This is a genomic window from Geobacillus sp. YF-1, assembly GCF_052692335.1.
On the sequence record NZ_CP199850.1, the window covers coordinates 609313 to 635656 of the forward strand.

Here is a 26344-nt window from a genome sequence, read left to right on the forward strand (position 1 = left end):
TCTTCTTGACAACGGTCATGGCGTTTCCATGGACGTGTGGCAGGCTACGAGATCGCTTGGGGAAGGAAGGAGTGAGGGATACGATGCGCGTTCTCGTTGTTGGAGCGGGGGCTGTCGGCGGCTATTTCGGCGGACGGCTGCTGGAAAAAGGGGTGGATGTTGCCTTTCTTGTTCGCGAGAGGAGAAAACGAGAGTTGGAAGAACGGGGGCTTGTCATCCGTAGCGTGCACGGTGACGCCGTGTTGAGGCCCAAACTGATCGTTGCGGGGGAGGCCGATGGACCGTTTGACGTTGTCGTGTTTGCAAGCAAAGCCTATCATTTGACCGGCGCGATCGCTGATGCCAAACCGTATGTCGGAGAGGCGACGATGGTGTTGCCGCTCCTAAATGGCATCGCTCATATGGAGTCGTTATGGGCGGTCTTCGGGCGTGAGAACGTCCTTGGCGGGCTTTGCTTTATTGAAACGACACTGAATGAAAAAGGCGAGATTGTGCAAACAAGCTCCGCGCATGACGTTCGTTTCGGCGAGTGGCCGAGCGGGCGGACGGAGCGAGTGGCTGCGCTTGAAGCCCTGTTTTCTGGCGCTAACGCCCGCTTTCGTTTGAGTGAACAAATCGCCGCTGATATGTGGAACAAATATTTGTTCATTGCCACTATGTCGGGGGTGACTACCTTGTTCCGCGCCCCGATTGGCCCGATCCGCTCCGGAGGAGAGTATGGAACGGTAATCATCGATCGGCTGTTTCAGGAAATTGAGACGATCATCAAGGCGCACGGAGCCCCGTTAACGGACGAGATGGCGAAACGGCAGCGCGCCCAGCTCGAACAAATCGCTCCGACAATGAAATCATCGATGCAGCGTGACATGGAAAAAGGGTTGCCGATCGAAGCCGCCCATCTGCAAGGGTATTTGCTGAAGCTGGCGAGGCAGCACGGCATTGCCGCGCCGATGCTGGAGGCGGTGTATCATAATTTGTTCCTTTATGAAGAAAGCCTGGCTGCTCGGCGGTGAAATGGGAAAACGTCGTCCGCTTGGCGGGAGTCGGTCTGCTCTCGCCAAGCGGCTGTTTTTTTGGAAAAGAGAGTTGTGCACGGCGGAGATGTGTTGTACAGTTAATAGTGAAAACGTGTGCACAAAGGAGGAGCAGCCTTGAAGAAAACGTGGTGGAAAGAGGGCGTCGCCTATCAAATTTATCCGCGCAGTTTTATGGATTCCAACGGCGACGGCATTGGCGATCTTCGCGGCATCATTGAGAAGCTCGATTATCTTGTCGAGCTTGGGGTCGACATTATTTGGATTTGCCCGATTTACCGCTCGCCGAATGCCGATAATGGATATGATATTAGCGATTATCAAGCGATTATGGATGAATTCGGAACGATGGCCGACTTTGATGAGCTGCTCGCCGAAGCCCATCGGCGCGGGTTGAAAATCATTTTGGATTTGGTCATCAACCATACGAGCGATGAGCACCCGTGGTTCATCGAATCGCGCTCATCGCGGAACAGCCCGAAGCGCGATTGGTATATTTGGCGCGACGGCAAAGACGGGCGCGAGCCGAACAATTGGGAGAGCATCTTCGGCGGCTCGGCATGGCAATACGATGAACAAACGGGACAGTATTATTTGCACATTTTCGATGTCAAGCAGCCGGATTTGAATTGGGAAAACGATGAGGTGCGTCGGGCGCTGTATGACATGGTCAATTGGTGGTTGGAGAAAGGGATCGATGGTTTCCGCGTCGATGCCATTTCCCATATTAAGAAAAAACCAGGGCTTCCCGATTTGCCGAATCCGAAAGGGCTGAAATACGTGCCGTCGTTTGCCGGCCATATGAATCAGCCGGGGATTATGGACTATTTGCGAGAGCTTAAGGAGCAAACGTTTGCACGTTACGATGTAATGACCGTCGGGGAGGCGAACGGCGTGACGGTTGAGGAAGCCGAACAATGGGTCGGAGAAGAGCATGGTGTGTTCAATATGATTTTTCAGTTTGAACATTTAGGGTTATGGCAACGCCAAGCTGATGGATCGATCGATGTTCGGCGGTTGAAGCGAACATTGACGAAGTGGCAAAAAGGGCTGGAAAACCGGGGCTGGAATGCGCTCTTTTTGGAAAATCACGATGTGCCCCGCTCCGTGTCGACATGGGGGAATGACCGCGAGTATTGGGCGGAAAGCGCGAAGGCGCTCGGCGCGCTGTACTTTTTCATGCAAGGAACGCCGTTCATTTATCAAGGCCAAGAAATTGGCATGACCAATGTTCAGTTTCCTCATATTCACGATTATCGCGATGTCGCGATTTTGCGGATGTATGAACTGGAGCGGGCCAAGGGGCGCGCGCATGACGAGATCATGCGCACGATTTGGAAAACAGGTCGCGACAATTCACGCACACCGATGCAATGGTCTGCCGAGCCGAACGCTGGATTCACCACGGGCACCCCGTGGATTCAGGTGAACGATAATTATCGGGCGATCAATGTCGAAGCTGAACGGCGCGACCCCCATTCGGTCTGGTCGTTTTACCGGCGAATGATCGAGCTTCGTAAACAACATGAACTGCTTGTTTACGGAACGTATGATTTGCTGCTGGAACATCACCGTTCGATTTATGCATATACAAGGACGCTTGGCAGCGAGCGAGCGCTTGTCATTGTCAACTTGTCGGAGCGGCCGGCTCTGTATCGTTATGACCCGATTCGCCTCCAATCGGACCATTTGGCGCTGAGCAATTATCCGGTTCGGCCGCATAAAAACGCCACTCGTTTTATGATGAAGCCGTATGAAGCGCGGGTTTATCTCTGGAAAGAATGAGAAGGAATTGGTTCGGTCGGCGTCGAATGGATGTCTATAGGGCTGGTGAAAAACGGTTGTTTCTCTTGAACATGGGGGAGCGTGTGAAAGGCGATCCGGATGCGACAGGGCTTTTCTATTTGAGAAACGAGGCTGGTAAGCGGCCTGTTTCCTTAAATCACCGGCCTTCTTAGAAAGGAGAGGAGAAAGATGACGACCATCGACCCGATCCGTTATCCTATCGGAACGTTTCAACCGCCGGCGGCATTTTGCGGCCAAGAGGTAGAAGAGTGGATCAAAGCGATCCGTGAACACCCCGGTGCTTTGCGGGAGGCGGTGAGCGGATTGAATGAAGAGCAGTTGAACACTCCCTACCGCGACGGCGGGTGGACGATCGCCCAAGTCGTCCACCATTTGGCCGACGCGAGCATGAACGCGTTTTTGCGCACGAAATGGGGGCTGACGGAGGAAAACCCGCTGGTAAAACCATTTGCCGAAAGCGAATGGGCTAAAACGGCGGAGGCGCGCTCGCTGGCTATCGAACCTTCGCTCGTATTGCTTGACGGGCTTCACGCTCGGTGGGCAGCGCTGCTGGAAGCGATGACCGAAGCCGATTTTCACCGCACCGTTCGGCCGGAAGGAGCGGCGAAGGAGATGCCGCTTTACGTATTGACGGCGTTGTATGCATGGCATGGGAAGCATCATACGGCGCAAATTTTGGCGTTGCGCCAACGGAAAGGATGGTAAAACGCCGCTGCGGTCGAAGGAACGGAGGCCTCATTTTGGTTCGTTGGATTCAAAGCGTTGCGAGGCGTTTGCGGCCGGCACCTGCAATGGCAAGCAAGGAAACGTAATGGGTTCGGATCAACGGTTTAGCCGTTGTTTAGGATCTGTTTTTCCACAGATCCTTTTTGTTTTTTTCGGGGAAAGGGGATGTCAAGGAATATGTCGCTTGGCAATATCGTTTCGCCAATTGAAAAGTTTGGTCACATCGGTTCTTCTTTTCCTATGTTCCTCCTTGATCAAGCAGGGAAGCTTTTTTCCGCCTTTTTAGAAGGCTGTGATCTCCGAGCGCATACACGTTCCCCGCATCGTTTTTCAAGCGGAAACCCCTTATGGCATCGGCTTCATTTTTCACACGTTCCCCGATGGCGATCAGGGGAAGCGCGGTTTTTCTCCGCCTTTTTCGAAAACAGAAAGGAACCGATCATTTCCCTTACACAAACGCATACAGTATGTTATACTGACAAATATTGAGGGACACGAAAGATAGGAAGGGGAGAGATATGGGTGCGCAACAACAACCGGTGGTGACGGAGCAGAAAGAGAAAATTTGGACGCGCAATTTCCTGTTCATTTGCCTCGCCAACTTTTTTGTTTTCCTCGGATTTCAAATGACGCTGCCGACCATCCCGCTTTTTGTCGAGCATTTAGGTGGCAATGATCAGCTCATTGGCCTCGTTGTTGGGATTTTTACTTTTTCGGCGCTCGTCGTTCGGCCTTTCGCTGGCCATGCGCTGGAGACGCAAGGGCGGCGGTTTGTGTTTTTGCTCGGATTGCTCATTTTTGTCATTTCTGTCGGATCCTACAGTCTGATCTCGAGCATTTTCTTTCTCTTTTTCATGCGGGTGATCCAAGGAATTGGCTGGGGGTTTTCGACAACGGCATCCGGCACGGTAGCGACCGATATCATTCCGGCGAGCCGCCGCGGGGAAGGGATGGGGTATTACGGGCTGTCGGGAAATATCGCCCTCGCCTTTGGCCCGTCGCTTGGACTTGCGTTGGCGGCCTCTATTCCGTTCAACCGCTTATTTCTGATTTGTGCGGCGCTTGGTGTGGCTTCTTTGGCGTTTGCCGCGGCGATTACATATAAAAAAGCGGAGGCCAAGCATGGCCAAAAGGAAAGCAAATGGGATCTTTATGAAAAGACGGCTTTGATTCCGTCCGTGCTGCTTTTCTTTTTAACGGTGACCTTTGGCGGCATCGCTTCCTTTTTGCCTTTGTATACGGCGCAAAAAAACATCGGCGGCTTGCAGCTATATTTTTTGCTTTACGCGCTCGCTTTAATGGTAACGCGGACGTTCGCCGGTCAGTGGTATGACCGGAAAGGGCATCGGGCTGTCTTTCTCCCCGGTACCGGGCTCATTTTGTTGGCGATGCTGTTGCTCGCTTGGCTGCCGGGGGAATGGGCGTTATTGGCTGCGGCGGTGCTGTACGGTTTTGGGTTTGGCATGGTGCAGCCGGGGCTGCAGGCGTGGTCGGTGGAGCGGGCGCCTGTTCATCGGAAAGGGATGGCGAACGCGACGTTTTTCTCGTTTTTTGATTTAGGAGTTGGCATTGGGGCGATGGTGTTCGGCCAGATCAGCCATTGGTTTGGTTATCCGGCCATTTACTTATCAGCGGCTTGTTCCGTGCTCGTTTCGATGTTCGTTTATTTGGCTGTGCTGCGCAAAGAGCAGCCGTTTCCGCCGCGCCAAGGAAACAAGGCGTAGGGAAGGGGCGCCGAGGGGAGCAACGGCTTCTAGGAGGCTGGTGAAAAACGGTTGTTTCTCTTGAGCATGAAAGGCGCTCCTGATGCGACTAGGCTGATCCATTTGAGAAACGGGTTTGATCAGCGGCTTGCCCCCTTAAATCACCAGCCTTCTAGAAGGCCGGTGAAAAATCGCTGTCACACACGAATCGGCGGCATTTTCATTCAGAAAAGAAACTTGATTTTGCAAGGCTTCTCTAATTGAGAAACGGATGGAATCAGTAGTATTTTGCACTAAATCACCAGCCTTCTAGGTGCTGCCTCGTTTCCCCCCAACCCCTGTGCTCAGTCTGTGAGCTGGGCTATGAGGAGGAAGCTCGTTTCGGAGAAGGCCATGGTTATTGTTCGTAATAAAGAAATTCCGCTCTCCATGTCCCGTCTTGATCACCTGACAAGCAGGCACGGTGACAAGAAGAGCGAACAATGCTGCGGAAAATAAAATGACACTGATATCGTTATCGCCGGGAGCGGACTTCGTAAATAGCGAATTTTAAATAATCTCCTTCTTCAGCGGCGAGCAGTTTTGGATGATCGTAGCCGGCGCCGCCCCAATACACTTGGCGGAGCACTTTTTTGGCGTCAAACGCCGCAGCGGCGATCATCTCTTGAAACAGGTGCGGGCGGACGTGGTATGAGCAGCTCGAAGTGACAAAAAAGCCGCCGTCTTTGACGAGTTTGAGCCCGTTTAAATTAATATCCTTATAGCCGCGCAGCGCCTTTGGAACGGCATAGGCCGATTTGGCGAACGCGGGCGGGTCGATGATGACGACATCCCACTGTCGGCCGGCGCGCACGGATTCGCGCAAATAGTCGAAGGCGTTGGCGACGACAAAGTCGATGTTTGTAAAGCCGTTTAAGGCCGCATTGCGTTTCGCCGTCTCGATAGCGTGTTCGGAAATATCGACAGCGGTGGCATGTTTCGCGCCGTACAGGCAGGCGTTCAACATGAACGACCCGGTATGGGTGAAGCAATCGAGCACAGTCGTTTCCGGACCGATCAGCGGGCGGAGCGCGGCGCGGTTTTGCCGCTGATCGAAGAAAAAGCCGGTTTTTTGGCCGTTTTCAATATCGACGATGTATTGAACGCCGTTTTCTTCGATCACGACCTCGGTTTCCGCTTGTTGATACCAAAAGCCTTTTTCTTGTTTGAGCCCTTCAAGCTCGCGAACGGACACATCGTTGCGCAAATAGACGGCTTTGGGGGAAAACACTTCCAGCAAGCCGCGTAAAATCCAGTCTTTGCGCCGCTCCATTCCAAGCGTCAATATTTGCACGACAAGGATTTCTTCGTATTTGTCGACGATCAGCCCCGGCAGAAAATCGGCTTCGCCGTAGATGGCGCGGCAGGAGCGAACGCCGGGGATCATCCGCTCACGATACGCCCACGCTTGGCGAATGCGCTCGACAAAAAAGCGCTCATCCAATTCGTCATCGGGGTTTTGCGTCAGCACACGGACGATGATTTGCGAGGCGGGGTTGATGTATCCTTTCGCCAGCCAATAGCCTTGGTGGTTATAAACGTCAACGAAGTCGCCCGGCGTGATGTCGCCTTCGATGCGGTCGACTTCGCTTTGGAAAATCCATGGATGGCCTTGTTCAAGCCGTTTTTTTCGCTGCCGTTTCAAAATGACGTTTGCCACTCTGTTCACTCCTATCCGGTAGTCAATCGTTGCGCTTTTATCATAGCGAATGGCGGTGGCTGACGCAACGTTGGCCGGAAAAAACGGTTGACAACGGGAACGGCCGTGATATGATAAATGTAAACAAGGAAATAGCATCATTGCGATCCACTAGGGGGGCCTTTAGAAAGGCTGAGATCAAAGTGTACCTTTGAGACCCTTAGCACCTGATCTGGGTAATGCCAGCGTAGGGAAGTGGAGGAGCTGCACGAAGGCGGGCTATGTCCTTTTTGCCTAGCCAAACGGTGAGCCCACGCCGCTTTCTTTACGCCAATTCGTAAAGGAAGCGGCGTTTTTATTTCGATGAAAAAGGGGGAGAAACCATGTCTTTTGCCAAGCGAGTGCGCGCAGCGGCCGACCCGATCTGGCAGGCGAGCTTTCGCCATCCGTTCGTTCAGGAGCTCGGCCAAGGAACGCTTGAGCGTGAAAAATTCCGTTATTATGTGATGCAAGATGCGTATTACTTGCGCCATTTTGCCCGTGTGCAGGCGCTCGGAGCCGCCAAGGCGCCGGATCTGGCCGCGACCGCCCGGCTCGCCCATCACGCGCAGAGCACCTGCGAGGCGGAGTTGTCGCTGCATGAAACGTTCGCTGAGCTGCTTAACATTACGGAAGCGGAGCGGGCAGCATTCGTTCCCGCGCCGACGGCGTACGCGTATACTTCCCATATGTACCGGGCGGCGTACGAAGGGCACTTAGGCGATGTCATCGCCGCCATTTTGCCTTGCTATTGGCTGTACTATGAAATCGGTGAACGCTTAAAAACGTGCCAGCCGAACGATCCGATTTACGAAAAATGGATTGGCACATACAGTTCCGACTGGTTCCGTTCGCTTGTCGAAGAACAGATCGCGCGCTTGGATGCCATCGCTGAGGCGGTCACCGAGGAGGAGCGCTCCCGGATGGAGCGGCATTTCTTAATCAGCAGCGAATATGAGTATGAATTTTGGGACATGGCGTACCGGCTCGAACGCTGGCCGTCTGCGCGGCTGACGGCAAGCCGTTGACGTGGGCAAAACGAACAAAGGAGGGACATTGAGATGGAACGGAAGGCAAAAGGGTTGAAGCTGGCCGACATTTTAACAACGATTGTGATTGCGATTGTGTTCGGGGTGATTTACAAAGTATGGGGGCCGCTGTACGATATGGTGAAAGTGTTTGGCTTCCATGCCGATCAATTGATGTATGGGATGTGGTTTATCGCCTCATCGCTCGCCTATTTGCTCATCCGCAAGCCCGGGGTGGCGCTGCTTGCCGAAACGGCGGCTTCGTCCGGCGAGCTGATCATGGGGTCGCAATGGGGACTTGAAGTGCTCATTTATGGAGTCATTCAAGGGTTGTTTGCCGAGCTTGTGTTTGCGGCGTTCCGCTATCGGCGGTTTGACGTGTTCGTCGTCTCGCTAAGCGCGGTCGGCGCGACGGTCGGTTCGCTCATCATGGACTTTTACAAAGGCTACATTGACGCGCTCGCCCCATGGAACATGGCGCTCTTTTTGCTGGCGCGCTTTATCGGTGCCATCGTGATTGCCGGCGCGTTCGCTGTCTCGTTGGCCAAGGCGCTTGAGAAAACCGGGGTCACGCAAATGTGGCGGCCGGCTTCCCAAGACGACTATGACGCATTGAATCGATAAGGCGGCGAAGAAAGATGAAAGAAGCGGTATCGATCGAGCGGCTGCGCCTGAAATTTCCCGGGCGCGCCGGGCTATTGTTTTGCGATTTGTCGCTTTCGATCGCTCAAGGGGAAAAAGTGCTCCTCCTTGGCCCGTCGGGATGCGGCAAATCCACGCTATTGCAAGTGATGGCCGGCCTTATTCCCAATTCGATTGACGTGCCGATGAAAGCCGAGCGTCTCGAGCGGCCGGAACGCTGGGGGTACGTGTTTCAAGACCCGGATGCTCAGTTTTGTATGCCGTATGCGGATGAGGAGATCGCGTTTGCCTTGGAAAATCGAAACGTGCCGCGCGAGCAGATGCCGGAGCGCATTCGCGCGCTGTTGGATCAAGTCGGCTTGGCCATTGCGCCGCACACCGACATTCATACGCTTTCGGGAGGAATGAAACAGCGTCTTGCTTTGGCGTCTGTATTGGCGCTGGAGCCGGATGTGCTGTTTTTGGACGAACCGACGGCTTTGCTTGACGAGGAAGGAACGAAAGCGGTGTGGCAAACGGTCAAACAAGTCGGTCGGGAGAAGACGGTCATCATCGTCGAACATAAAATTGACCATGTGCTCGATTTTATTGACCGTATCATTTTGCTGGGGCGCGATGGTCAAATTATCGCCGATGGTGAGGCGAAAACGGTGTTTTCCCGCTATAAGCACGCCATTGGCGCCCACGGCATTTGGTATCCAGGCATCTGGGACGACTACGGATGGCCGGAGCGGCGCGCGGTCAGCGAAGAGGGCGAGGAGCTGCTTCGCCTTTCTCAGTTTCGCGGCTTTAGGGGGAAAGAGGCGAAGATTGAGGTTTCCGAGGCGGCGGTGAGAGCCGGCGAGTGGATCGCTGTCACGGGAAAAAACGGCGCCGGCAAAAGCACGTTGCTGCATGCTTTGATGCAACTCATTCGCACCGAAGGACGCTATCAGCTGTTTGGAGACGACATCAGCGAGCGGCAGCCGCTGCATCGCGATATCGCGTTTGTGTTTCAAAATCCCGAATGGCAGTTTGTCACCCATTCTGTCCGCGATGAACTCGCTTATTCCCTTAAGCTCCAAGGGCGCCCGGCGGCGGAAATCGAAGCGTTGGTTCACCGCTTTTTGGTCGAGTTTGACCTGATCGAGCAACAGGATAGGCACCCGTACCAATTATCGGTCGGGCAAAAGCGGCGGCTGAGCGTAGCGGCTTCCGTCATCGCCGGCCAGCGCCTTCTTTTGCTTGACGAGCCGACCTTCGGACAGGATGCGAAAAATACGTTCGCTTTGCTCGAACGGCTCGAATCGCAGCGCCAGCAAGGAGCGGCGGTCATCATGGTGACGCACGATGAGCACATTGTCCGCCGTTTTGCCACAAGGCGCTGGGTGATTGAAGACGGGGCGCTTGTCCGCGACGAGCCGTTGGACGTTTGCCGGTTGGCGATTGCCAAGAGGGGGATGGGACGATGAAGTGGGAAATCTCGCATCGGGAAACATGGCTTTATGAGGCGAATCCGACGCTGAAGCTCGCGGTGCTTGTCGTGCTCTTTTTGGCCGTGCTGTTGATTCACAATCCGAATGTGCTCATTAACTTGTCGCTAGCTCTTTTCCTTTTGTTTTGTTTTGGCACGGGGTATCCGGCGAACGTTTTATTCTGGATGTTTTTGCCGTTTTTCTTAATCTTTTTTTCCAGCGCCTCATCGATGATGATGTTCGGGGAAGGGACGACCACATGGTTCCGCTGGGGGCTGATCCATATTACAGCGGAGAGTTTTTGGCGCGGGCTGCATCTAGGATTTCGCGCCTTGGCGCTCGGGCTGCTTGGGCTCATCTTTTCGTTGACCACCCGGCCCGTGCCGTTGTTTTACTCCTTGATGCAGCAGCTGAAACTGAAACCAAAGTATGCCTACAGCTTTTTGGCGGCGGTGCGGCTGTTGCCGATCATGCTCGAGGAGCTGCAAACGATTCGCTATGCGTTAAAGGTGCGAGGGGTGCCGCGCCAGGGCGGACTTGGCAAAGTGAAGCGCTACGCCATTCCGCTGTTGTCGCAAAGCATCCGCCGCGCCCAACGCATCGCGGTGGCGATGGAAGCGAAACAGTTTTCCGGAAGCGGTCCGCGCACGTTTTATTATGAGATCGGGTTTAGCAAATACGATGGTTGGTTTGTCGCGCTGTTCGCCGTGTTCCTGTTTGCCGCTTATTACGTCGGGATCCACTATCCGTATATTCCTATCCGCGATGTGCGGTAGAAAGACAGGGATGAAGATGGGTGTCCTTCATTTGATTTCCACGGGCCGGCAGACAGCAGCGCAATTGGCTGCTATTTGTGCACGCGTTCATCCGTATGCCGATGCCATTCACGTCCGCGAAAAGGGAAAAACGGCGCGCGAGGTGGCAGAGTTTGTGATCGCGCTGTTGCGGGCAGGGGTGCCGGCGCAAAAAATTATCGTCAATGACCGGGTTGATGTGGCCGCGGTCTACGGCGTCAAAGGGGTGCAACTCGCTTATCACAGCCTGCCGGTGCGCGCCGTTCGCCGCACGTTCTCGGATTTGGCGATCGGCTGTTCAGTGCATGGACCGATCGAGGCGAAACAAGCCCAACAGGCTGGTGCTCATTTTTGCTTGTACGGCCATGTGTTTCCGACGGAAAGCAAGCCGGGTCTAGCGCCGCGCGGGTTGGATGGGGTGGCGGACGTCGTTCGGGCTGTGCAAATTCCGATCATTGCGATCGGCGGCATTCATGCCGGCAACGCGCGTTCCGTTCTGAAAGCCGGCGCGGCGGGAGTGGCGGTATTGTCGGCGGTTTTTTTGGCGGAAGATCCTGTGTGGGAAGCGAAACAGCTCGCTGAGATCGTAAAGGGGGAGAGGATCGAGTGACAGCGTCTTCGTATGATGTCATTGTGATCGGCGGCGGAGTGATTGGGGCCGCTGTCGGATGGGAGCTCGCTAAGCGGAGGCATCGCGTTGCCATATTTGACGTAGGGAAGGCGGGCAAAGAGGCATCAAGCGCCGCTGCTGGCATGCTCGGAGCGCAATCGGAATTTTCCGCGCCAAGCCCGCTCGTCCCGCTCGCTTTACAAAGCCGGGCGCTCATGCCGTCATTGGCTGCCGAGCTGAAAGAGCGGACCGGGATGGACATTGAATTGGTGGAAAAAGGGTTGATCAAAGCGGCGACAACGGAGGAAGAGGCGGACGATTTGCGCCGTCACTACGCGTTTTGGCGCGAGAGGGGCGAACCGGTGCACTGGCTTACCAACGAGGAAGTGCGGGAGATCGAGCCGCAGCTTCATGCCGAGGCGCTGACGGGGGCGATGTGGATTCCGGGCGATGGGCAGGTGAGCGCACCCAACCTAGCCGCCGCCCTTGTGTCGGCGTCCGTTTCCGCTGGCGTTCATCTATATGAATATGCGGAAGTGCTGGATATTCGCTCCGGATGCGGCGGTCATCTCGTCGATACGGCTGTCGGCACATTCGCCGCCGAGGCGGTCGTCATTGCTTCTGGAGCGTGGGCGGCTCGGCTCGGCGCCAAGGCGGGGCTTTCACTCTCCATGTTCCCCGTTAAGGGAGAGTGTCTCATGGTGCGGGCGCACGTCCCTTTGTTGCGAACGACAGTGTTTGCGAAAAACGGCTGTTATATCGTCCCGAAGGCGGGGAACCGCTTGCTGATCGGGGCCACATCCACCCCCGGCACGTATGATCGCCGCATCTTGGCTGGCGGTCTGGCTCGCTTGTTGCTTCAAGCCGCTCATTTGCTTCCGGCCGTTGAACAAGCGGAATGGGTCGATGCATGGAGCGGAATTCGGCCGCAGACGAAAGATGGATTGCCGTATATTGGAGAACATCCTGAGCGGCCAGGAATATTCGTGGCTGCCGGTCATTACCGCAACGGCATTTTGCTTAGCGCCATCACCGGAGCGATTGTGGCTGACTTGGTCGAGCGAAAGAAGCCGGCGTTTGATTTGTCGCCGTTCGCGCTGACGCGTCATGCCGAAGAAACGGAGGGGGTCAAATGACGTTAACGATCAACGGGGAAACGGTCACGGTGCCCGATGAAGTCAAAACCGTGAGCGATTTGCTCTCCTATTTCCAGCTTACCAATAAGCTGGCGATTGTTGAAGTCAATGTGCGCATCATTGAAAAACATGAGTACGGTACAACCGCGCTCGCCGATGGCGATCGCATCGAAATTGTTCATTTTGTAGGAGGCGGTTGAGATGCTGAACATTGGCCCATATTCGTTTTCTTCGCGGCTATTGCTTGGCACTGGCAAGTATCCGAGTTTGGAAGTGCAAAAAGCGGCGGTGGAAGCGTCAGGAGCGGAAATTTTGACGTTCGCCGTTCGGCGGATGAACATTTTTTCTCCGGAGCAGCCGAATGTATTGGAACAGCTCGATGTCACCCGCTACAAGCTGCTCCCGAATACCGCTGGGGCAAAAACGGCGGAAGAGGCGGTGCGCATCGCGCGGCTGGCCAAAGCATCGGGGTTATGTGATATGATTAAGGTGGAAGTGATCGGCTGCGACAAAACGTTGCTTCCTGATCCGGTCGAAACGTTGAAGGCGGCAGAGAAGCTGTTGGAAGAAGGGTTTATCGTGCTGCCGTACACATCAGATGACGTCGTGCTGGCTAGGCGGCTCGAGGAGCTCGGCTGCCATGCGATTATGCCGGGAGCGTCGCCGATCGGGTCAGGGCAAGGCATCGTCAATCCGCTCAACTTGAGTTTCATTATCGAACAAGCGACGGTGCCGGTGATCGTTGACGCCGGGATCGGCAGCCCGGCGGATGCGGCGCTGGCAATGGAGCTTGGTGCGGATGGGGTGTTGCTCAACACGGCCGTTTCTGGCGCGGCGGATCCTGTGAAAATGGCGAGGGCCATGAAGCTGGCGGTGGAGGCGGGACGGCTCGGCTATGAAGCCGGACGCATCCCGAAAAAGCGATACGCGTCAGCAAGCAGCCCGATGGAAGGAATGAGCATTGTTTGAATGGACGCTATTCCCGACAACAGTTGTTTGCGCCCATCGGCGAGGAAGGGCAAACCAACATTCGGAGGAAGCATGTGGTAATAGTCGGCGCCGGCGCGCTCGGGGCAGGCAACGCCGAGGCGCTCGTGCGCGCCGGCATCGGCAAATTGACGATCATTGACCGCGATTATGTGGAATGGAGCAATTTGCAGCGCCAGCAGCTCTACAGCGAAGCCGATGCGATCGCACGGCTGCCGAAGGCGATCGCCGCGAAGCGGAGGCTTGAACAGATCAACAGCGAGGTCGAGATCGAGGCGATCGTTGGCGACGCCGGCCCGGAAGAGCTCGAAGCGATCGCGGCTGAACAGCGCCCGGATGTATGGATTGACGCGACCGACAATTTTGATACGCGCCTTGTGCTCAACGATGTCGCTTATAAATATCGCATCCCGTGGGTTTACGGCGCTTGCGTCGGCAGCTATGGCCTCAGTTGCGCGTTCATCCCGGGCCGCACCCCTTGTCTGTACTGTTTGCTTGAAACGGTGCCGCAAGGAGGGTTGACGTGCGACACGGCGGGGATCATCGGTCCAGCAGTGCAAATGGTGGTCAGCTATCAAGTGGCGGAAGCGTTGAAAATGTTGGTGGAGGATTGGGCGGCGCTTCGCGGCAAACTTGTTTCCTTTGACCTTTGGACGAATGAATACGCCGCCGTTCGCATTGACGCGGTGAAAAAGGAGGATTGCCCGACATGTGGACGCCACCCATCGTACCCGTTTCTTTCCTACGACCAGCGGACAAAGGCGGCAGTGTTGTGCGGGCGCGATTCGGTACAAATCCGCCCGCCTGTCCGGCGCGAGTACGAGATCGATGAGCTGGCGGAGGTGTTTCGCCGCCAAGGGCTGCAGACGGAAGCGAATCCGTATCTTGTGGCCGTGTCGCTTGGCGGCGGCAAACGGCTTGTCGTGTTCGCCGACGGCCGCGCGCTCGTGCATGGCACGAAAGACGTGCACGAGGCGAAAACGATCTATTATCGCTACTTAGGATGAACAGGGGCGGCGACTGGTCAGCCGCCCCGTTAGTTTTGGATGGACATGGAAGTTTCGTGCCCTCTCTATAGTCAGTTGGCAAAAAATTTGTTATATTTAAAGGGAAGGATGTTTTGATTGCTTCAGCGCTGCGAATGGTGTTTGCGCAAGCATGTTTCGGCCAAAAAATGGGTATGAATGAACATAGTCATGTTTCCGTTAGGAGTGTGAAGATTCATTGGAAGAGTGGCCGTTAAGGTTATTCGGATGGTTTTTCCTGTTCTTGTTCGCAAACGTCCTGTTTGCCTCAGCGGAAGCTGCGTTTTCTCAAGCAAGCAAAGCCCGATTGCGCCAGTACGTGGAAGACAATCCGCAAAATAAACGCTTGCAAGCGGTGTTCGGCCAGCTTGACCGCGTGTTGTTGGCGCTGGCCGTTGCCAACCGGTTGACGGGTGTAGTAGCCATCACGTTGTTTCTTGATATCGCCGTTTCCCTTTTTGGGGAACGGATCGGTTTGCTTAGTGGAATTGCGATAATGACGGTGTTATCGGTGGTCTTCGGTGAAATTTTGCCAAAATCGATGGCGAAAGAGCAGGCAGAATCGCTGGCGGTTCGGTACGCGAGCCTCGCTTACGGGTTGATGAAATGGATGACGCCGGTTACCGCTTCCTTTCACGTTTTAAAAGAGCGGATCGCTCGGCGCTTTGCCAACGGGGTCGCCGTGCCAGCGGTTACGGAGGAAGATATTAAAGTGATGGTTGAGTTGAGCGAAGAGGAAGGGGTTATTGACAATAAAGAAAAAGAGCTCATTCAACGTTCGCTCGATTTTGATGAAATTTTAGTCGAAGAAATTTTTACGCCGCGCGCCGATATGGTCGCGGTGGAAGTGAACCAGTCGATTGAAGAAATTCGCGACGTGTTTTTGGAGGAAAAATATTCGCGCATCCCGGTGTACGAGGGCGACATTGACAATGTGATCGGGATTTTGTCGGAAAGCGACTTTTTCGGCGAACTGGTGCGGAAGCGGGAAGTGCGCATCCGCGATTTGCTCCGTCAACCGTTGTTTGTCGTTGAGTCGATGAAAGTGTCCGACTTGTTGCCGGAGCTGCAAAAAAGCAAGGTGCATATGGCCATCGTCGTTGATGAGTTTGGCGGCACGGCCGGCCTGATCACGCTTGAAGATATCATCGAGCAAATCGTCGGCGAAATATGGGATGAACATGATGAAGCGGTGAAAACGGTGCGCCAAATCGATGAGCACAGCTTTGAGTTCAACGCTGAGCTGCCGTTGGATGAATTTTGCGAGGTAATGAACATCGAGGTGCCTGAAAGCGAATCCCATACGTTGGGCGGTTGGATTTTCGAGATGTTTGAGCGCATTCCGTCCGTTGGCGAAACGCTGCAGTACGGGCCGTTGACGTTCACCGTTCGTCAAGTGGACAATCGGCGCATCCGCAAAGTGCTCGTCTCCATGAGCCCACCGCTCGCCGAACAAGCGGGAGGCGTTTAATCCGCTGTTTTTCGCAAAGTTCTTTTCGTCGAGCGAGAAAGATAAGGCCAACGAACCGCGCCAGCCGGAACGGAATCGGTTGCCATAAAGGAACATAGCAACGAAAGAGGGTGTCCCGATCTTGGGACACCCTCGTTTGCCATCTATATCAAGTTGTTGGCCGTGCTGTTATTGAATGTGGCCGAATTGGCCGCCAAGCTGTTGTTGAGCCATGGCAACAAGGCGTTTCGTAATTTCGCCGCCGACCGAACCGTTCGCGCGAGAAGTCGTGTCAGCGCCAAGGTTTACACCGAATTCTTGGGCGATTTCATACTTCATTTGATCGATCGCTTGTTGAGCACCAGCGACTAACAGTTGGTTGTTGTTATTGTTGCGTGCCATAGTTAGATCATCTCCTCGTGAAAGAATTTTGATGGCTGGGTTGGCTGGATTTGCACCAGCGTTGCACGCCGTAAAGCGCGCTGCCAAGCTTGGCTGAACCCACCGCCCATCTGTTGTTTCGCCAGCTGTCCCGTTGCAACGGATTTGGCTGTTCCGCTGGCGGTACTCATAGTTTGGGACGTTTTTGTCTCGTTATTCGTTCAAAAGATATGGGAATTTTTTACGTTTTATCATCGCCGCGATTAGGGAATAGATAGGTTGTAATCAACCATTTCCGATCTCCGTGTTCCATCTTGATCACCTGACAAGCTGGCGCGGTGACAGAAGAGTGAACCATGCCATGGAAAACAAAATGGCAGCTTATTATAGGGGAAAATAAAGGAACAGCTGGTAGCGTCAAACGGGTGATCGAAATTCCGCACCGATCATCCCATTAGGCAGGGGGAAAGCGGGATGGCCCCTTGACCAAGAACAGCTTAGAAGGTCGGGAAAAAACGGCTGCCACGAGCCAATCAGCGGCATGTCACCAAAAAGAAGGCTGATTTCGCTAGGCTTCTTTCATCGAGAAACAAATGGAACAGCATTATTTCGCACGAAATCACCGCCCCTTTAGAGGAGGAAGCAGCATGAACGTTTGTCCGCTTTGCAATGGGCTGCGCCGAGTAACGGTGTATTGCAGCAGCTGCCGGCAGCCAATGGAGGATCAAGGAAAGGTGACCGATTATTTTGATGATTACAGCCCGTATATGGATGCGGATATGATGAAACAATTCGACGGTTATGCACGTACATACACGAATCATGAATGTGTCCATCTGTTTTATTGTCCGCGCTGCCAAGCGGAGGAAGTGCGATTTATTCAAGAATAAGCGGTCGAGTGATGTCATAGCGCCGACTGGCAAAAAAACGGCGTCCCAGCTGGAGGGACGCCCGAGTGTATAGTAAAACAAAGGGGGGCTACTTTTCGTTCGCCGCCCGGATGCGTCGCTCGGTTTCGACATCAAAGAAGTGCGCTTTGTTCATATCGAGCGCCAAGTCGATTCGGTGCCCCGGCTTAATTTCCGTGCGGGCGTCAATACGGGCGACCATTTCTTGGCCATCGATGCTGAAGTAAATCATCGACTCGGCTCCGAGCAGCTCGGCGACTTCCACGTGCGCCGTTACTTTCGACGCCGGTGAGGCTTCCAAGAAGAGCGGCTCATCGTGAATGTCTTCCGGACGGATCCCTAAAATGACTTCTTTGCCGACATATCCTTGTTCACGGAGCACTTTCATTTTCCCTTCCGGAATGCCGAACGAGGTTTGGCCGACGACAAACTTGCCGTCTTGCAGCGTTCCGCGCAGGAAGTTCATGGCTGGCGAACCGATAAAGCCGCCGACAAAAATGTTTTCCGGTTTCTCATATACTTCGCGCGGCGTTCCGACTTGCTGAATGACGCCGTCTTTCATGACGACAAGGCGAGTGGCCATCGTCATGGCTTCCGTTTGGTCGTGAGTGACGTAAATCGTCGTCGTTTCTAAACGTTGATGGAGCTTCGCGATTTCCGAGCGCATTTGCACACGCAGTTTGGCATCCAAGTTCGAGAGCGGCTCGTCCATTAAGAATACTTTGGCATCGCGGACGATGGCCCGCCCTAACGCAACGCGCTGCCGCTGCCCGCCGGAGAGCGCTTTTGGTTTGCGGTCCAAATATTGTTCAAGCCCCAGAATGCGGGCGGCTTCACGCACGCGTTTGTCAATTTCCGCCTTCGGGAATTTGCGCAATTTTAAGCCGAACGCCATATTGTCATAAACGCTCATATGCGGGTAAAGCGCGTAGTTTTGGAACACCATCGCGATATCGCGGTCTTTCGGCGGCACGTCGTTCATTCGTTTGCCATCGATGTAAAGATCGCCTTTGGAAATTTCCTCAAGGCCGGCGATCATCCGCAATGTCGTCGATTTGCCGCAGCCGGACGGGCCGACGAAGACGATAAACTCTTTGTCTTGGATATGCAAGTTAAAGTCTTTGACGGCTGTGACGTTGTTGTCGTAAATTTTGTAAATATGATCCAAAATGAGCTCTGCCATGGCCAATCCTCCCGCTTGTTGAAATCGTTTTCCTCTAGCTTTAGAGTATAGAAAAATAGAAACATTCGTAAATGGACAACATGCACAAAAAACGGCGGCCCATTTTCGGCAGCCTGCCCAACGTTACGGACGGCGGCGATGCAAAATAGCGAGATACATCGCCGCCGCCCCTTTAAATCGCTTGATATCGAGACCGGTCTGCTCGGTCCATTTCTCGATGCGATATTGCAAACTGTTGCGATGCATGTAAAGGGCTTTCGCCGCCATCGAGACGTTTAAGTTGCACTGGAAAAACGTCTCGATCGCTTGGAGGTCATCTTCCTCCAGCTCGTTGAGAAACGAAAAGAGGCGATCGACGTTTCCGCTGTCCGTTTCGCCTGCAACGAGCGGAAGCAAGATGACGTCTTCCCATTCGTACACCGTTTGTTTCGGCCAAAAGCGTCGAGCGGCGGCGAAACATTCTTTTTCAAGAAGGAACGATTCGCGCAGATGGCTATCGGCGGGGCGGATCGGGCCGATCAGCACGTGGATGGCGGCATAAAAATCGGCGGCGAGCGCTTCGGCCATATCGGCAAGCGGCGGACGCTCAGCGGTCCGTTTCGGCTTCGCCTCGACGATGACCCCGCGATGATCTTGCTCCCAGACGATCGTGATCGGCGAAGAAAACAAGCCGCGCAGGGCATCGGCAAAATCGTCTCTAGGGACGATCGGCCGGTTCGCGGTGAAATGAATAAACCGGCAGTACGGCGCGGTGAGTTGGGCGAGTGCCGCCGGGTCACCGCAGGCGATCCATCGCTTCCATGCCCGTTCCGCTTCTCCTTCCGGTGTGCGCCGCCCGCTAGCCGGTGTGAAAAAGAGCGACAGCAGCTGCCGCTCCCGGTCGGTCAACCGCTGTTTGGCAATGCCGATTTCATCTCCGTCTGCCGTATAAAACCAGTCATACGCTTCCGGCTGCTCCGTCTGGCCGTTGATGATGATATCCCCAGCATAAAGCGACTCGAGCTCTTTAAGCATCGCGCGCCATCCTTTCTGTCGTTTTGCATCCATTATAACAAAATCCGACTTCCCTTGGGGGAAGTCGGAGCGGTCAATCGCCGGCCTCGTGAGGCGGTTCCTCTTTGACGAGATCGCGCGCTTCTTCGATGTTGACTTGTTCACCGTGGCCGTAGACCATGCCGCCGGCCATTCCTTCATTGATCATGCGATCGATGTCCCACTCATACTCATCTCTTCCTTCATATAAGGCATCTTGGCGCCCCGTTTCTTTCCGTTCCATCGTTCTCTCCTTCCTTTTGGTTTTTTCTAGTTTGTCCGAAGTCGTCATCGTCTATCCGCTTCGTTCATATGGATAGTAGAGGACAAGCGGGAAGGAGTGATGGAAAATGACGATGATCATCCGACAATTGCTTCAAACGATCGCCGCGGCCGAAGAAACAGCCCAGCGGCTCGCTGAATTGGACAAGGAAGAAACAGAATGGGAAGCTTACGTGAAAGAGGCAAGGCGCCAGCGCCAATTTTGGGAATACATGTACCGGCTCATCGCCGGCCAAGAATGCGCCATGAAGAGCGCGGAAGGGGAGGCGGATCACAGCGGCCGCCTTGAGCTGCTGGAAGCCCTCGCCGCCGCGGAGTGGACAAAGGCGCAATTATGCCAGCGGGTTTGCGGCCGCCTGAGCGGCGCGGCCCGGCAGGCCTCCGATCGCCTGTTTCACCAAGCGCTCCAGCAAAGCGGCGCGTTGTTAGCTATGGTGCAAGCTGAGCGAATGAAGCAAACAGTTCATTAAGCCGTTCAAGCCGCCGTTTTTCAATGTCTGGTTCATCGAAGGACATCGGTTTGGCGTTCATTTCATACACGTAAAGTTCATAGTTCGGGCCGACGCCGATGTCGGCGGAAAATTCGCCGACAAATCCGAACCGTTCGCTCAATCGCTCGCCGCTTAGGGCGATCAGTTGGGCAAGCGCCGCCTCGTCAATCCGCTTTTCGACCTCGGCATAGGGAAGAATCGTCCCGCCGTGAAAAACATGGGTTGTTAGCGCCCGTCTCGTGGCTAGGCGGACGCCGACGCCGGTCATTGTATAGCGGCCGCGCCACCAATGAGCGAGCACGCGCAAGTCGTAGCGCTGGCCGTTCCACGTGTCCGTTCGGGCCGCCGCTTGGGCGATGTAGCCGCCCGATTCAAGCAACGGGGCGAGCGCTTCGAGGGAACGAAGCCGCTTTCGCCCACCGGGATGTTCGCATAAAACGGAACGGTCCGGCAAGACGGTGAGGCGAAATAGCCCGTTTCCTTTCGCGCCATCGTCTTTTTTGACGTAAACGCAGCTATAGCGGTTCAGCCATGCGCGAACGTCATCGGCTGTCCGGACCGGCGCGGTCGGCAGTAAATGCGGCCAAAGCCGGCCATCAGCGCGCAGGGCGTCATACACATCCGACTTGCGGAAAAACGACCGGTTGATCAAGGCAATTCCGCCCACATCGAACCGGGCAGCCGCCGTTTGGAACCGCTCGCCGCTTTCTTCCGCTCGGCTTTTTACCCGGTTGTAGACGACATCAGGAAGCGGGGTGGATGCTTTGATCCAGCGTCCTAACGCCGGCACGAGCACAAAGCCGGAAACGGTGTTTTCCTTCACGCCTGCGGCGGTCGTGACGATGGCAATGCCGCCGGCGTCATGAACAGAACGGACGACCGTTTCCAGCCATCTTTTTTTTCCGACAAGCAAAGCGGGAATCGACGATTCGCTCACCAAAACGCCAACAAGTGGTCCGACCCGCCCGGCCCGTTCGCGAACGGGAAAGGTGAGGTCGGGAAGGGAAGCGGCGGGAACAAGGCGGCCGCTGCCAAACCGATATGGCTCGCTCAGCCGTTCGCCGACCCATGCACCGGTATCGCTTTGATAGCCGATCGTTATCATGGCCAAAGCGCCTCTGGGGCGGTGATGGCGGTTTTGCTCAAGTGGATGGCGTAGGCAAGCGGCAGCCGCACCGTTTGTTCGTCCGCTTCTTTAAGCTTCGGATGGTGAAAAATCGAACGTCCCGGTTTTGAGTTGGCTTCAAACATCCACACGTTTCCGTCGCGGTCGATTCCAAAGTCAAAGCCGATTTCGCCGATGAAGGCATCCAGCGTTTCCTCAAGGCAACGGCTGAGCGTTAAGGCGGCGTCGCATAGACGGCTGATGAGCGCTTGCCGTTCGCCGGGGGCGGGGAAAATTTCCTCGAGCGTTTTCACAGTGCCGCCGCTGCGGATGTGGGTGGTCAAGCTTTCTTTTCCGGCGATTTTGGCGGCCATGGCGCTGACTTGCCATGCGTTTTGGCCGTCTTTATTTGTATGGACGCGGAAATCGACCGGTCGGCCGCGCACGGTCAGGAGCGGGATGGCCTGCTGAATGACGCAGCGATGAAGCGGAGCGGCGGCCAACAAATGATGCCATACCGCCATTGCGGTAGGAAAGGTCAACGTTTTGACGTCGCCGTGCTCTTCGCGGAAGCGGCACTCATACGCTCCGCTTTTTTTCGCCAGATGATAGATGCCGCGCCCTAAACTGCCGTCGGCCGGTTTGATATAAGCTTCGGCGTATCGGTGAAGGAACTGCTCGATCGTCTTGGCTGTGATATGGGCCGCCGTCGCCGGCAAATACGGCTTGGCTTGCGGATGAGCCGATAGCCGGCGGTAAATATCGGCTTTGTTGAAAAAATGGCCGTTAAACACAGGGATGCCATACCGTGTTTGCAGCGTTTCCGTGATCGTGTGGAACGGTTGGGCGTTTTCGATGCGCCGGTTCGGCAGCCGGTTGTAAACAGCGGTTGGCAGCGGCACGAGATGACGTTCCCAACCGCGCTCTGTGTAAAAGTAGCCGTTGACCATGCCGTTGTTCCAGTCGATATGAGGGGCGCCGAACAAAAACGCGAATCCCCCGACTTGTTTTTGTTGCGCCAGCAGTTTAGCGAAAAAGAGGCTGCGGGTTCCGACCGGGCGGTTGGGCGATGTGGTGAAGCCGGCTGTGAAAATGCCGACAAGCGGGCCGAAATGAACAGCCTCATCTGTCAAAAAGACATGGACCTCGGCGGCAAACGGGATCCGTAAGCGCTGCGCGACGTCATGGGCGATGACGGCTTCGTTCGTGAGCGAGGCCGAAGAGACGATTCGGCATGGCACGAACAGGCTGCCAAACGCCGCCATCGTTTGTTCTGCAAGCGGAAGCGAAGCGGGAAGCACGACGGTACCAGTTGTCTGTTCGTCAATAACCAAGGTGTACGTCACCGCTGGTTCACCTCGCGGGCCAAAAACAAACAGTAGCGAAGCGGGGCCTCATAAATACAGTCTTGTTGTTCCGGCGGAAGAACGCTGATGATTTTTCTTCCCGGCTTTGAGTTGACGTCCAAAATCCAAACCGCCCCTTTGTCATCGACGCCGAGATCCAAACCGATTTCAAACAGCGGGCCGAATCGCTCCTCCATATATGCCGGCAACGCCCGAATGATCGTTTCGATGCCATCCATCACGACGGCGCGCCTCGGAATCGTAAGCCGGTCAAGCCAATCGGAAAAGGGCCGGATGTCTGCTCCTGCGCGGACGTTGGCCACCCACGCCCCCGCCCGGCCGACTCGAACCGCCCGTGCCCGTTCCCTCCACTCTCCCGCTTCGTTTTTTTGCAAAAGAAAGCGAAGATCAAACGGTTCACCGGCCGGAGTGGACAGCCGAAGAAGCGGTTGCAGCACATAGCGGCCGCAGCGGTTCAGCGAGGAGACGAACCGTTCAAGCTCGTTTCGGCGGGTGATGATCGTTTGGTTTTGTCCCCAGCCGTCTTCGCTGGACAACGCGGCTCCTTGTTTTCGCATCACGAAAATGCCGCGCCCGCCGGAGCCATGCACCGGTTTGGCGATGATCGCCTGCTGGCGTCGAAGACAGTGCAGCACATCTTCGGCGCCTTCAAGGGGAGAGGTCGGCGGAACGTACGCCGAGAGAAGCGGGTGGGCGGCAAGCGCCTCATACACCTCTCCTTTTCCGGGAAGTCCGTAGCCCAAAAACGTAACATCCGGCCGCTGCTTCAGCCATTGCATGATGGGCTTTGCTTTTTTGGAGCGGTCGTCAGAGCCGTAAAAACAACGATCATAAAGAAACGGCGGAATGGCGAACATAGCGGGCGTCCATTCGTTCGTTTCGGGCTGAAAAACAAGGCCGTGCACTTGTTCCGTCTGCGGGTCGATATCAAGCGGAGAAAAACGGCAGACGGAGATGCCGAAGCGTCCGGCGCGCTTGGCCAGTTCTGTGCAGTAGGGACGGTCTTGCTGCTTGTCAAGGGCGACAAAGCCGAGGGAAAGCAAAGCGGCTCACTCCTTTTCTTCTATCAATGTCAAACTGTAGTTGACGATCGCCTTAGCTGATGGCCGGATCGTCTTCGCGGCGGGAACCATTTCCACGTGCTTGGACGGCTTGCTGTTCACTTCAATAATCCAAGGATGGTCGTGGATATCGACAGCAAGATCGATGCCCAACTCCCCGTACATCCCGTCGGCTTCTAGCGCCAGCGCTGCCGCCGCCTCAAGGGCGATTTCTTTGAGGAGCTGTTTTTGTTGAAAGGCTACAGATTTCGGATACCACTCCTGCAAGACCGCTTTGACGGACAGCAGTTCTCCGCCGCGGGCGAGGTTGGCGACGAACTGGTCGGGCGATGCCGCGCGGGCGACGGCGGAAGTGACGCGCCAAGCGTTATGGCGGGTTCGATGGCAAAGGAAGCGAAAATCGACCGGGCGGCTGTCCAGCGAGCGCAGCTCAAGCCCTTGCTGAATGATCATCGGCGCGGTTGTTTGTTGCCACAAGGCGGAAACGAAGACATCAATCGGCTGGTCAATCGTTGCCGAGGCCGCCGCCGTGGAACGGCGCAGGCCTATTCCCCCGTTTTGGCGTTCAAGGCGCAAAATCCCCCGTCCTTGGCTGCCGTGGATCGGTTTGAGAAAGACCGCTGGGAAGGCGGAAAGAAACGCTTCGAGTTCTCGCGGATCGTTCCATAGCGAGGTTTTGGGCAAGTACGGGCGCAAATGGCGGTGTCGTTCAATATAGCCATGCACTTCCCACTTATGCAGAAAGCGGCGGTTGAACATCACCCCGCCTTCTTCCGCAAGCCGGGTGAGCAGTTCGGCAAACGCCGGAGAATGCTCCGACGAGCGCGAGTGCAGGCGGTTGTAGATCACGTTGGCGGGAGGAACGTCTTGTTTGCTCCACGCGCCGTTGCTTCGCCGATAGCCGAGGCGCTGCAAATAAAGCGACGGCGAGGTGACGTAAACGAAGAGACCGCGTTCGCTTCCGTACTGTTCGAGCTCCTCGCAAAAACGATGAATGGAACCAAAGCGGGCTTGTTCATTTTTGTCTTTGATTTCCGTCAAGACAGCCATCGTCGGTTGTTTCTCCATCGCAGTCCCTCATTTGCGCATTCATCACGCAAGCTCTATAATGAACAAATAGGCAAACGTTTATATCGCTATCGTATGATGCCGGCCGCCGCTTGGTGACAACGGCGGAGAAGAAAGGGGAAGACGATGGGTTCGTTCGCGTACTGGGTGCTGATGATCGCCATCGGGGCGTTCATTGGCGGAATGACCAATTTTATCGCCATCGTGATGTTATTTCGCCCGTATGAACCGCTGTACGTCTTAGGAAGACGGCTGCCGTTCACCCCCGGATTAATTCCAAAGCGAAGACGCGAACTCGCCGAACAACTAGGGAAGACGGTCGCCGAGCATTTGGTGACGCCGGAAGGGCTGCGGCGCAAACTGACCGCTCCTGCTTTCGCGGTCGAGGTGGCGGAGCAGGGGCGGACATGGCTGAAACGATGGCTTTCACGCCAAGAAACGCCGCTTCAATGGCTTGAGCGCCTTGGCGTTCCTTCGCCTGCCGAGCGGCTCGGCGAGTGGGCTGCCGGGCAAGCGGACCGCGCGTATGAACGGTGGGCAGAAGCGCGGAGACGGCGGCCGATTCGCGATTGGCTGCCGCCGGAATGGAAGGAGACGATGGAAGCGCGCCTCGAGGGCCTCGCACACTATTTGGCCGACCGGGTGCTTGAGTACATGCAGAGCGAGGAAGGAAAGCAGCAGCTCGCCGGCATGATCCGCCGCTTTTTTCAGGAGCGCGGCATGATGGGAGGCGTGCTGCAAATGCTGCTTGGCAATGTTCAGCTCGTTGATAAAGCGCAGGTGGAGCTCGGCAAATTTTTGCGGCATGCCGGGACAAGAGAGGCGCTTGCCCGCCTTCTCTTTGCGGAATGGAACAAATGGATGGACACGCCGCTAGAGGCGGTGGAGGAAATGATCGGCCGCCAGCGCGTTCATGAGGCGGTGCAGACGGTTGCCCGCCGTTTCGTCTTGGAAAGCGGCTGGCTGCATCGTCCGATCGCTGAACTCATCGCCCCGTATGAGCAGCGGCTGTTCCAACAACTTGTTCCGCAAGCGACGGAAACAGCGCTTCGCCTGCTCAGCGGCCAAATCGAGGCAATGGTGGCGCGGCTCGGGCTTGAGGACATCGTGCGCGAGCAAGTGGAGTCCTTTTCGTTAAGAAGGCTTGAGGAAATCGTTTTATCGATTGCCCGCCGTGAGCTGAGCATGATCACCTATCTAGGCGCCTTGCTCGGCGGGCTGATCGGCGCGGTTCAAGGAGCCATCGGCTTATGGCTGTAACCGCTCAAGTCTATCGCCGCCCGTTGACAGCGACGATCAACGGCGTCAACGCGATCGAGGTCGGTAACCCTAGAATCATATGAACGCCGGTTCG

Annotated in this window: 26 protein-coding genes and 1 riboswitch; of the genes, 17 read left to right on the forward strand and 9 right to left on the reverse strand. The window is 55.4% G+C overall.

The genetic code is table 11. From position 1 onward, the window contains the following. Positions 1 to 83 precede the first annotated feature (83 nt). The 4 genes from ACTVIM_RS03080 (at position 84) to ACTVIM_RS03095 (ending at position 5290) form a co-directional block, all read left to right on the forward strand. Positions 84 to 1013 (forward strand): ketopantoate reductase family protein, encoded by a 930-nt coding sequence (locus tag ACTVIM_RS03080; protein WP_445613596.1) that lies wholly within the window; start codon positions 84 to 86, stop codon positions 1011 to 1013. 138 nt (positions 1014 to 1151) lie between these two features. Then, positions 1152 to 2819 (forward strand): glycoside hydrolase family 13 protein, encoded by a 1668-nt coding sequence (locus ACTVIM_RS03085; protein ID WP_445613597.1) that lies wholly within the window; start codon positions 1152 to 1154, stop codon positions 2817 to 2819. A gap of 189 nt (positions 2820 to 3008) precedes the next feature. Next, a complete protein-coding gene (locus ACTVIM_RS03090; RefSeq protein WP_445613598.1) occupies positions 3009 to 3545 on the forward strand; it encodes a YfiT family bacillithiol transferase in 537 nt (178 codons plus the stop codon). 539 nt (positions 3546 to 4084) lie between these two features. Next, positions 4085 to 5290 carry an MFS transporter gene (locus ACTVIM_RS03095; protein WP_445613599.1) on the forward strand — a complete coding sequence of 402 codons (1206 nt, stop codon included), beginning with the start codon at positions 4085 to 4087 and terminating at the stop codon, positions 5288 to 5290. 493 nt (positions 5291 to 5783) lie between these two features. On the opposite strand, the gene ACTVIM_RS03100 is transcribed toward ACTVIM_RS03095, so the two are convergent. After that, positions 5784 to 6968, reverse strand: a complete 1185-nt coding sequence (locus tag ACTVIM_RS03100) for a class I SAM-dependent rRNA methyltransferase (protein ID WP_339232345.1) — start codon at positions 6966 to 6968, stop codon at positions 5784 to 5786. A 142-nt stretch (positions 6969 to 7110) separates the two neighbouring features. After that, positions 7111 to 7218, forward strand: a riboswitch (TPP riboswitch). A 112-nt stretch (positions 7219 to 7330) separates the two neighbouring features. On the opposite strand from ACTVIM_RS03100, the gene tenA reads away from it, so the two are divergent. The 10 genes from tenA (at position 7331) to ACTVIM_RS03150 (ending at position 16133) form a co-directional block, all read left to right on the forward strand. After that, positions 7331 to 8014 carry a thiaminase II gene (gene tenA / locus ACTVIM_RS03105; RefSeq protein WP_445613600.1) on the forward strand — a complete coding sequence of 228 codons (684 nt, stop codon included), beginning with the start codon at positions 7331 to 7333 and terminating at the stop codon, positions 8012 to 8014. Between the two features lie 33 nt (positions 8015 to 8047). Continuing rightward, positions 8048 to 8638 carry an ECF transporter S component gene (locus ACTVIM_RS03110; RefSeq protein WP_445613601.1) on the forward strand — a complete coding sequence of 197 codons (591 nt, stop codon included), beginning with the start codon at positions 8048 to 8050 and terminating at the stop codon, positions 8636 to 8638. A gap of 14 nt (positions 8639 to 8652) precedes the next feature. Further along, positions 8653 to 10107 carry an ABC transporter ATP-binding protein gene (locus ACTVIM_RS03115; RefSeq protein WP_445613602.1) on the forward strand — a complete coding sequence of 485 codons (1455 nt, stop codon included), beginning with the start codon at positions 8653 to 8655 and terminating at the stop codon, positions 10105 to 10107. Continuing rightward, positions 10104 to 10886, forward strand: coding sequence for an energy-coupling factor transporter transmembrane component T family protein (locus ACTVIM_RS03120; RefSeq protein ID WP_445613603.1), 783 nt, complete (start codon positions 10104 to 10106; stop codon positions 10884 to 10886). Before ACTVIM_RS03115 ends, ACTVIM_RS03120 begins: the two co-directional genes overlap by 4 nt. Before the next feature lie 16 nt (positions 10887 to 10902). Beyond that, a complete protein-coding gene (gene tenI, locus ACTVIM_RS03125) occupies positions 10903 to 11514 on the forward strand; it encodes a thiazole tautomerase TenI (protein ID WP_445614292.1) in 612 nt (203 codons plus the stop codon). Next, a complete protein-coding gene (thiO, locus tag ACTVIM_RS03130; RefSeq protein ID WP_445613604.1) occupies positions 11511 to 12650 on the forward strand; it encodes a glycine oxidase ThiO in 1140 nt (379 codons plus the stop codon). The genes tenI and thiO overlap by 4 nt, the downstream gene beginning before the upstream one ends. Continuing rightward, a complete protein-coding gene (gene thiS, locus ACTVIM_RS03135; protein WP_033018662.1) occupies positions 12647 to 12850 on the forward strand; it encodes a sulfur carrier protein ThiS in 204 nt (67 codons plus the stop codon). The genes thiO and thiS overlap by 4 nt, the downstream gene beginning before the upstream one ends. Position 12851: 1 nt before the next feature. Then, on the forward strand, positions 12852 to 13619 hold the full coding sequence (locus ACTVIM_RS03140; RefSeq protein WP_033843208.1) for a thiazole synthase: 768 nt from the start codon (positions 12852 to 12854) through the stop codon (positions 13617 to 13619). Further along, complete coding sequence (locus ACTVIM_RS03145; protein WP_445613605.1) at positions 13616 to 14644, forward strand: thiazole biosynthesis adenylyltransferase ThiF; 1029 nt, start codon at positions 13616 to 13618, stop codon at positions 14642 to 14644. Before ACTVIM_RS03140 ends, ACTVIM_RS03145 begins: the two co-directional genes overlap by 4 nt. Before the next feature lie 217 nt (positions 14645 to 14861). Next, a complete protein-coding gene (locus ACTVIM_RS03150) occupies positions 14862 to 16133 on the forward strand; it encodes a hemolysin family protein (protein ID WP_445613606.1) in 1272 nt (423 codons plus the stop codon). Between the two features lie 168 nt (positions 16134 to 16301). Here the strand turns inward: ACTVIM_RS03150 and ACTVIM_RS03155 are convergent, their stop codons facing one another. Then, complete coding sequence (locus ACTVIM_RS03155) at positions 16302 to 16514, reverse strand: small, acid-soluble spore protein, alpha/beta type (RefSeq protein ID WP_445613607.1); 213 nt, start codon at positions 16512 to 16514, stop codon at positions 16302 to 16304. Positions 16515 to 17140: 626 nt separating this feature from the next. On the opposite strand from ACTVIM_RS03155, the gene ACTVIM_RS03160 reads away from it, so the two are divergent. Continuing rightward, positions 17141 to 17383, forward strand: a complete 243-nt coding sequence (locus ACTVIM_RS03160) for a hypothetical protein (protein WP_033018655.1) — start codon at positions 17141 to 17143, stop codon at positions 17381 to 17383. An 88-nt stretch (positions 17384 to 17471) separates the two neighbouring features. Here ACTVIM_RS03160 and ACTVIM_RS03165 read toward each other — a convergent pair whose 3' ends face one another. The 3 genes from ACTVIM_RS03165 to ACTVIM_RS03175 form a co-directional block, all read right to left on the reverse strand. Beyond that, positions 17472 to 18584, reverse strand: a complete 1113-nt coding sequence (locus tag ACTVIM_RS03165; RefSeq protein ID WP_144972989.1) for an ABC transporter ATP-binding protein — start codon at positions 18582 to 18584, stop codon at positions 17472 to 17474. Between the two features lie 123 nt (positions 18585 to 18707). Further along, positions 18708 to 19598: a helix-turn-helix domain-containing protein gene (locus tag ACTVIM_RS03170; RefSeq protein ID WP_445613608.1), complete on the reverse strand. Its 891-nt coding sequence runs from the start codon at positions 19596 to 19598 to the stop codon at positions 18708 to 18710. A 73-nt stretch (positions 19599 to 19671) separates the two neighbouring features. Further along, the gene (locus ACTVIM_RS03175; RefSeq protein ID WP_033018653.1) at positions 19672 to 19860 is read right to left on the reverse strand and encodes a hypothetical protein; all 189 of its coding nucleotides are present in this window, start codon (positions 19858 to 19860) and stop codon (positions 19672 to 19674) included. Positions 19861 to 19966: 106 nt separating this feature from the next. Between ACTVIM_RS03175 and ACTVIM_RS03180 the strand changes: the two genes are divergently transcribed. Further along, positions 19967 to 20368, forward strand: a complete 402-nt coding sequence (locus ACTVIM_RS03180; protein ID WP_445613609.1) for a hypothetical protein — start codon at positions 19967 to 19969, stop codon at positions 20366 to 20368. Here the strand turns inward: ACTVIM_RS03180 and ACTVIM_RS03185 are convergent. From ACTVIM_RS03185 to ACTVIM_RS03200, 4 genes are read right to left on the reverse strand one after another with little or no spacing between them, the layout of a single operon-like run. Beyond that, a complete protein-coding gene (locus tag ACTVIM_RS03185; RefSeq protein WP_445613610.1) occupies positions 20328 to 21494 on the reverse strand; it encodes a YheC/YheD family endospore coat-associated protein in 1167 nt (388 codons plus the stop codon). The genes ACTVIM_RS03180 and ACTVIM_RS03185 overlap by 41 nt on opposite strands. Then, complete coding sequence (locus ACTVIM_RS03190; RefSeq protein WP_445613611.1) at positions 21491 to 22840, reverse strand: YheC/YheD family endospore coat-associated protein; 1350 nt, start codon at positions 22838 to 22840, stop codon at positions 21491 to 21493. The genes ACTVIM_RS03185 and ACTVIM_RS03190 overlap by 4 nt, the downstream gene beginning before the upstream one ends. Beyond that, a complete protein-coding gene (locus tag ACTVIM_RS03195; RefSeq protein ID WP_445613612.1) occupies positions 22837 to 23904 on the reverse strand; it encodes a YheC/YheD family endospore coat-associated protein in 1068 nt (355 codons plus the stop codon). The genes ACTVIM_RS03190 and ACTVIM_RS03195 overlap by 4 nt, the downstream gene beginning before the upstream one ends. Positions 23905 to 23910: 6 nt before the next feature. After that, complete coding sequence (locus ACTVIM_RS03200; protein ID WP_445613613.1) at positions 23911 to 24990, reverse strand: YheC/YheD family endospore coat-associated protein; 1080 nt, start codon at positions 24988 to 24990, stop codon at positions 23911 to 23913. A 126-nt stretch (positions 24991 to 25116) separates the two neighbouring features. Between ACTVIM_RS03200 and ACTVIM_RS03205 the strand changes: the two genes are divergently transcribed. Then, positions 25117 to 26250, forward strand: a complete 1134-nt coding sequence (locus ACTVIM_RS03205) for a DUF445 domain-containing protein (protein ID WP_445613614.1) — start codon at positions 25117 to 25119, stop codon at positions 26248 to 26250. The last annotated feature ends 94 nt before the right edge of the window (positions 26251 to 26344 follow it).

Bases quoted from the DNA above. Each gene is read 5' to 3' on its own strand.
- ACTVIM_RS03080 (WP_445613596.1), top strand. From the start codon at position 84: ATGCGCGTTCTCGTTGTTGGAGCGGGGGCTGTCGGCGGCTATTTCGGC.
- ACTVIM_RS03090 (WP_445613598.1), top strand. From the start codon at position 3,009: ATGACGACCATCGACCCGATCCGTTATCCTATCGGAACGTTTCAACCG.
- ACTVIM_RS03095 (WP_445613599.1), top strand. From the start codon at position 4,085: ATGGGTGCGCAACAACAACCGGTGGTGACGGAGCAGAAAGAGAAAATT.
- tenA (WP_445613600.1), top strand. From the start codon at position 7,331: ATGTCTTTTGCCAAGCGAGTGCGCGCAGCGGCCGACCCGATCTGGCAG.
- ACTVIM_RS03110 (WP_445613601.1), top strand. From the start codon at position 8,048: ATGGAACGGAAGGCAAAAGGGTTGAAGCTGGCCGACATTTTAACAACG.
- ACTVIM_RS03115 (WP_445613602.1), top strand. From the start codon at position 8,653: ATGAAAGAAGCGGTATCGATCGAGCGGCTGCGCCTGAAATTTCCCGGG.
- ACTVIM_RS03120 (WP_445613603.1), top strand. From the start codon at position 10,104: ATGAAGTGGGAAATCTCGCATCGGGAAACATGGCTTTATGAGGCGAAT.
- tenI (WP_445614292.1), top strand. From the start codon at position 10,903: ATGGGTGTCCTTCATTTGATTTCCACGGGCCGGCAGACAGCAGCGCAA.
- thiS (WP_033018662.1), top strand. From the start codon at position 12,647: ATGACGTTAACGATCAACGGGGAAACGGTCACGGTGCCCGATGAAGTC.
- ACTVIM_RS03140 (WP_033843208.1), top strand. From the start codon at position 12,852: ATGCTGAACATTGGCCCATATTCGTTTTCTTCGCGGCTATTGCTTGGC.
- ACTVIM_RS03155 (WP_445613607.1), bottom strand. From the start codon at position 16,514: ATGGCACGCAACAATAACAACAACCAACTGTTAGTCGCTGGTGCTCAA.
- ACTVIM_RS03160 (WP_033018655.1), top strand. From the start codon at position 17,141: ATGAACGTTTGTCCGCTTTGCAATGGGCTGCGCCGAGTAACGGTGTAT.
- ACTVIM_RS03165 (WP_144972989.1), bottom strand. From the start codon at position 18,584: ATGGCAGAGCTCATTTTGGATCATATTTACAAAATTTACGACAACAAC.
- ACTVIM_RS03170 (WP_445613608.1), bottom strand. From the start codon at position 19,598: ATGCTTAAAGAGCTCGAGTCGCTTTATGCTGGGGATATCATCATCAAC.
- ACTVIM_RS03175 (WP_033018653.1), bottom strand. From the start codon at position 19,860: ATGGAACGGAAAGAAACGGGGCGCCAAGATGCCTTATATGAAGGAAGA.
- ACTVIM_RS03180 (WP_445613609.1), top strand. From the start codon at position 19,967: ATGACGATGATCATCCGACAATTGCTTCAAACGATCGCCGCGGCCGAA.
- ACTVIM_RS03185 (WP_445613610.1), bottom strand. From the start codon at position 21,494: ATGATAACGATCGGCTATCAAAGCGATACCGGTGCATGGGTCGGCGAA.
- ACTVIM_RS03200 (WP_445613613.1), bottom strand. From the start codon at position 24,990: ATGGAGAAACAACCGACGATGGCTGTCTTGACGGAAATCAAAGACAAA.
- ACTVIM_RS03205 (WP_445613614.1), top strand. From the start codon at position 25,117: ATGGGTTCGTTCGCGTACTGGGTGCTGATGATCGCCATCGGGGCGTTC.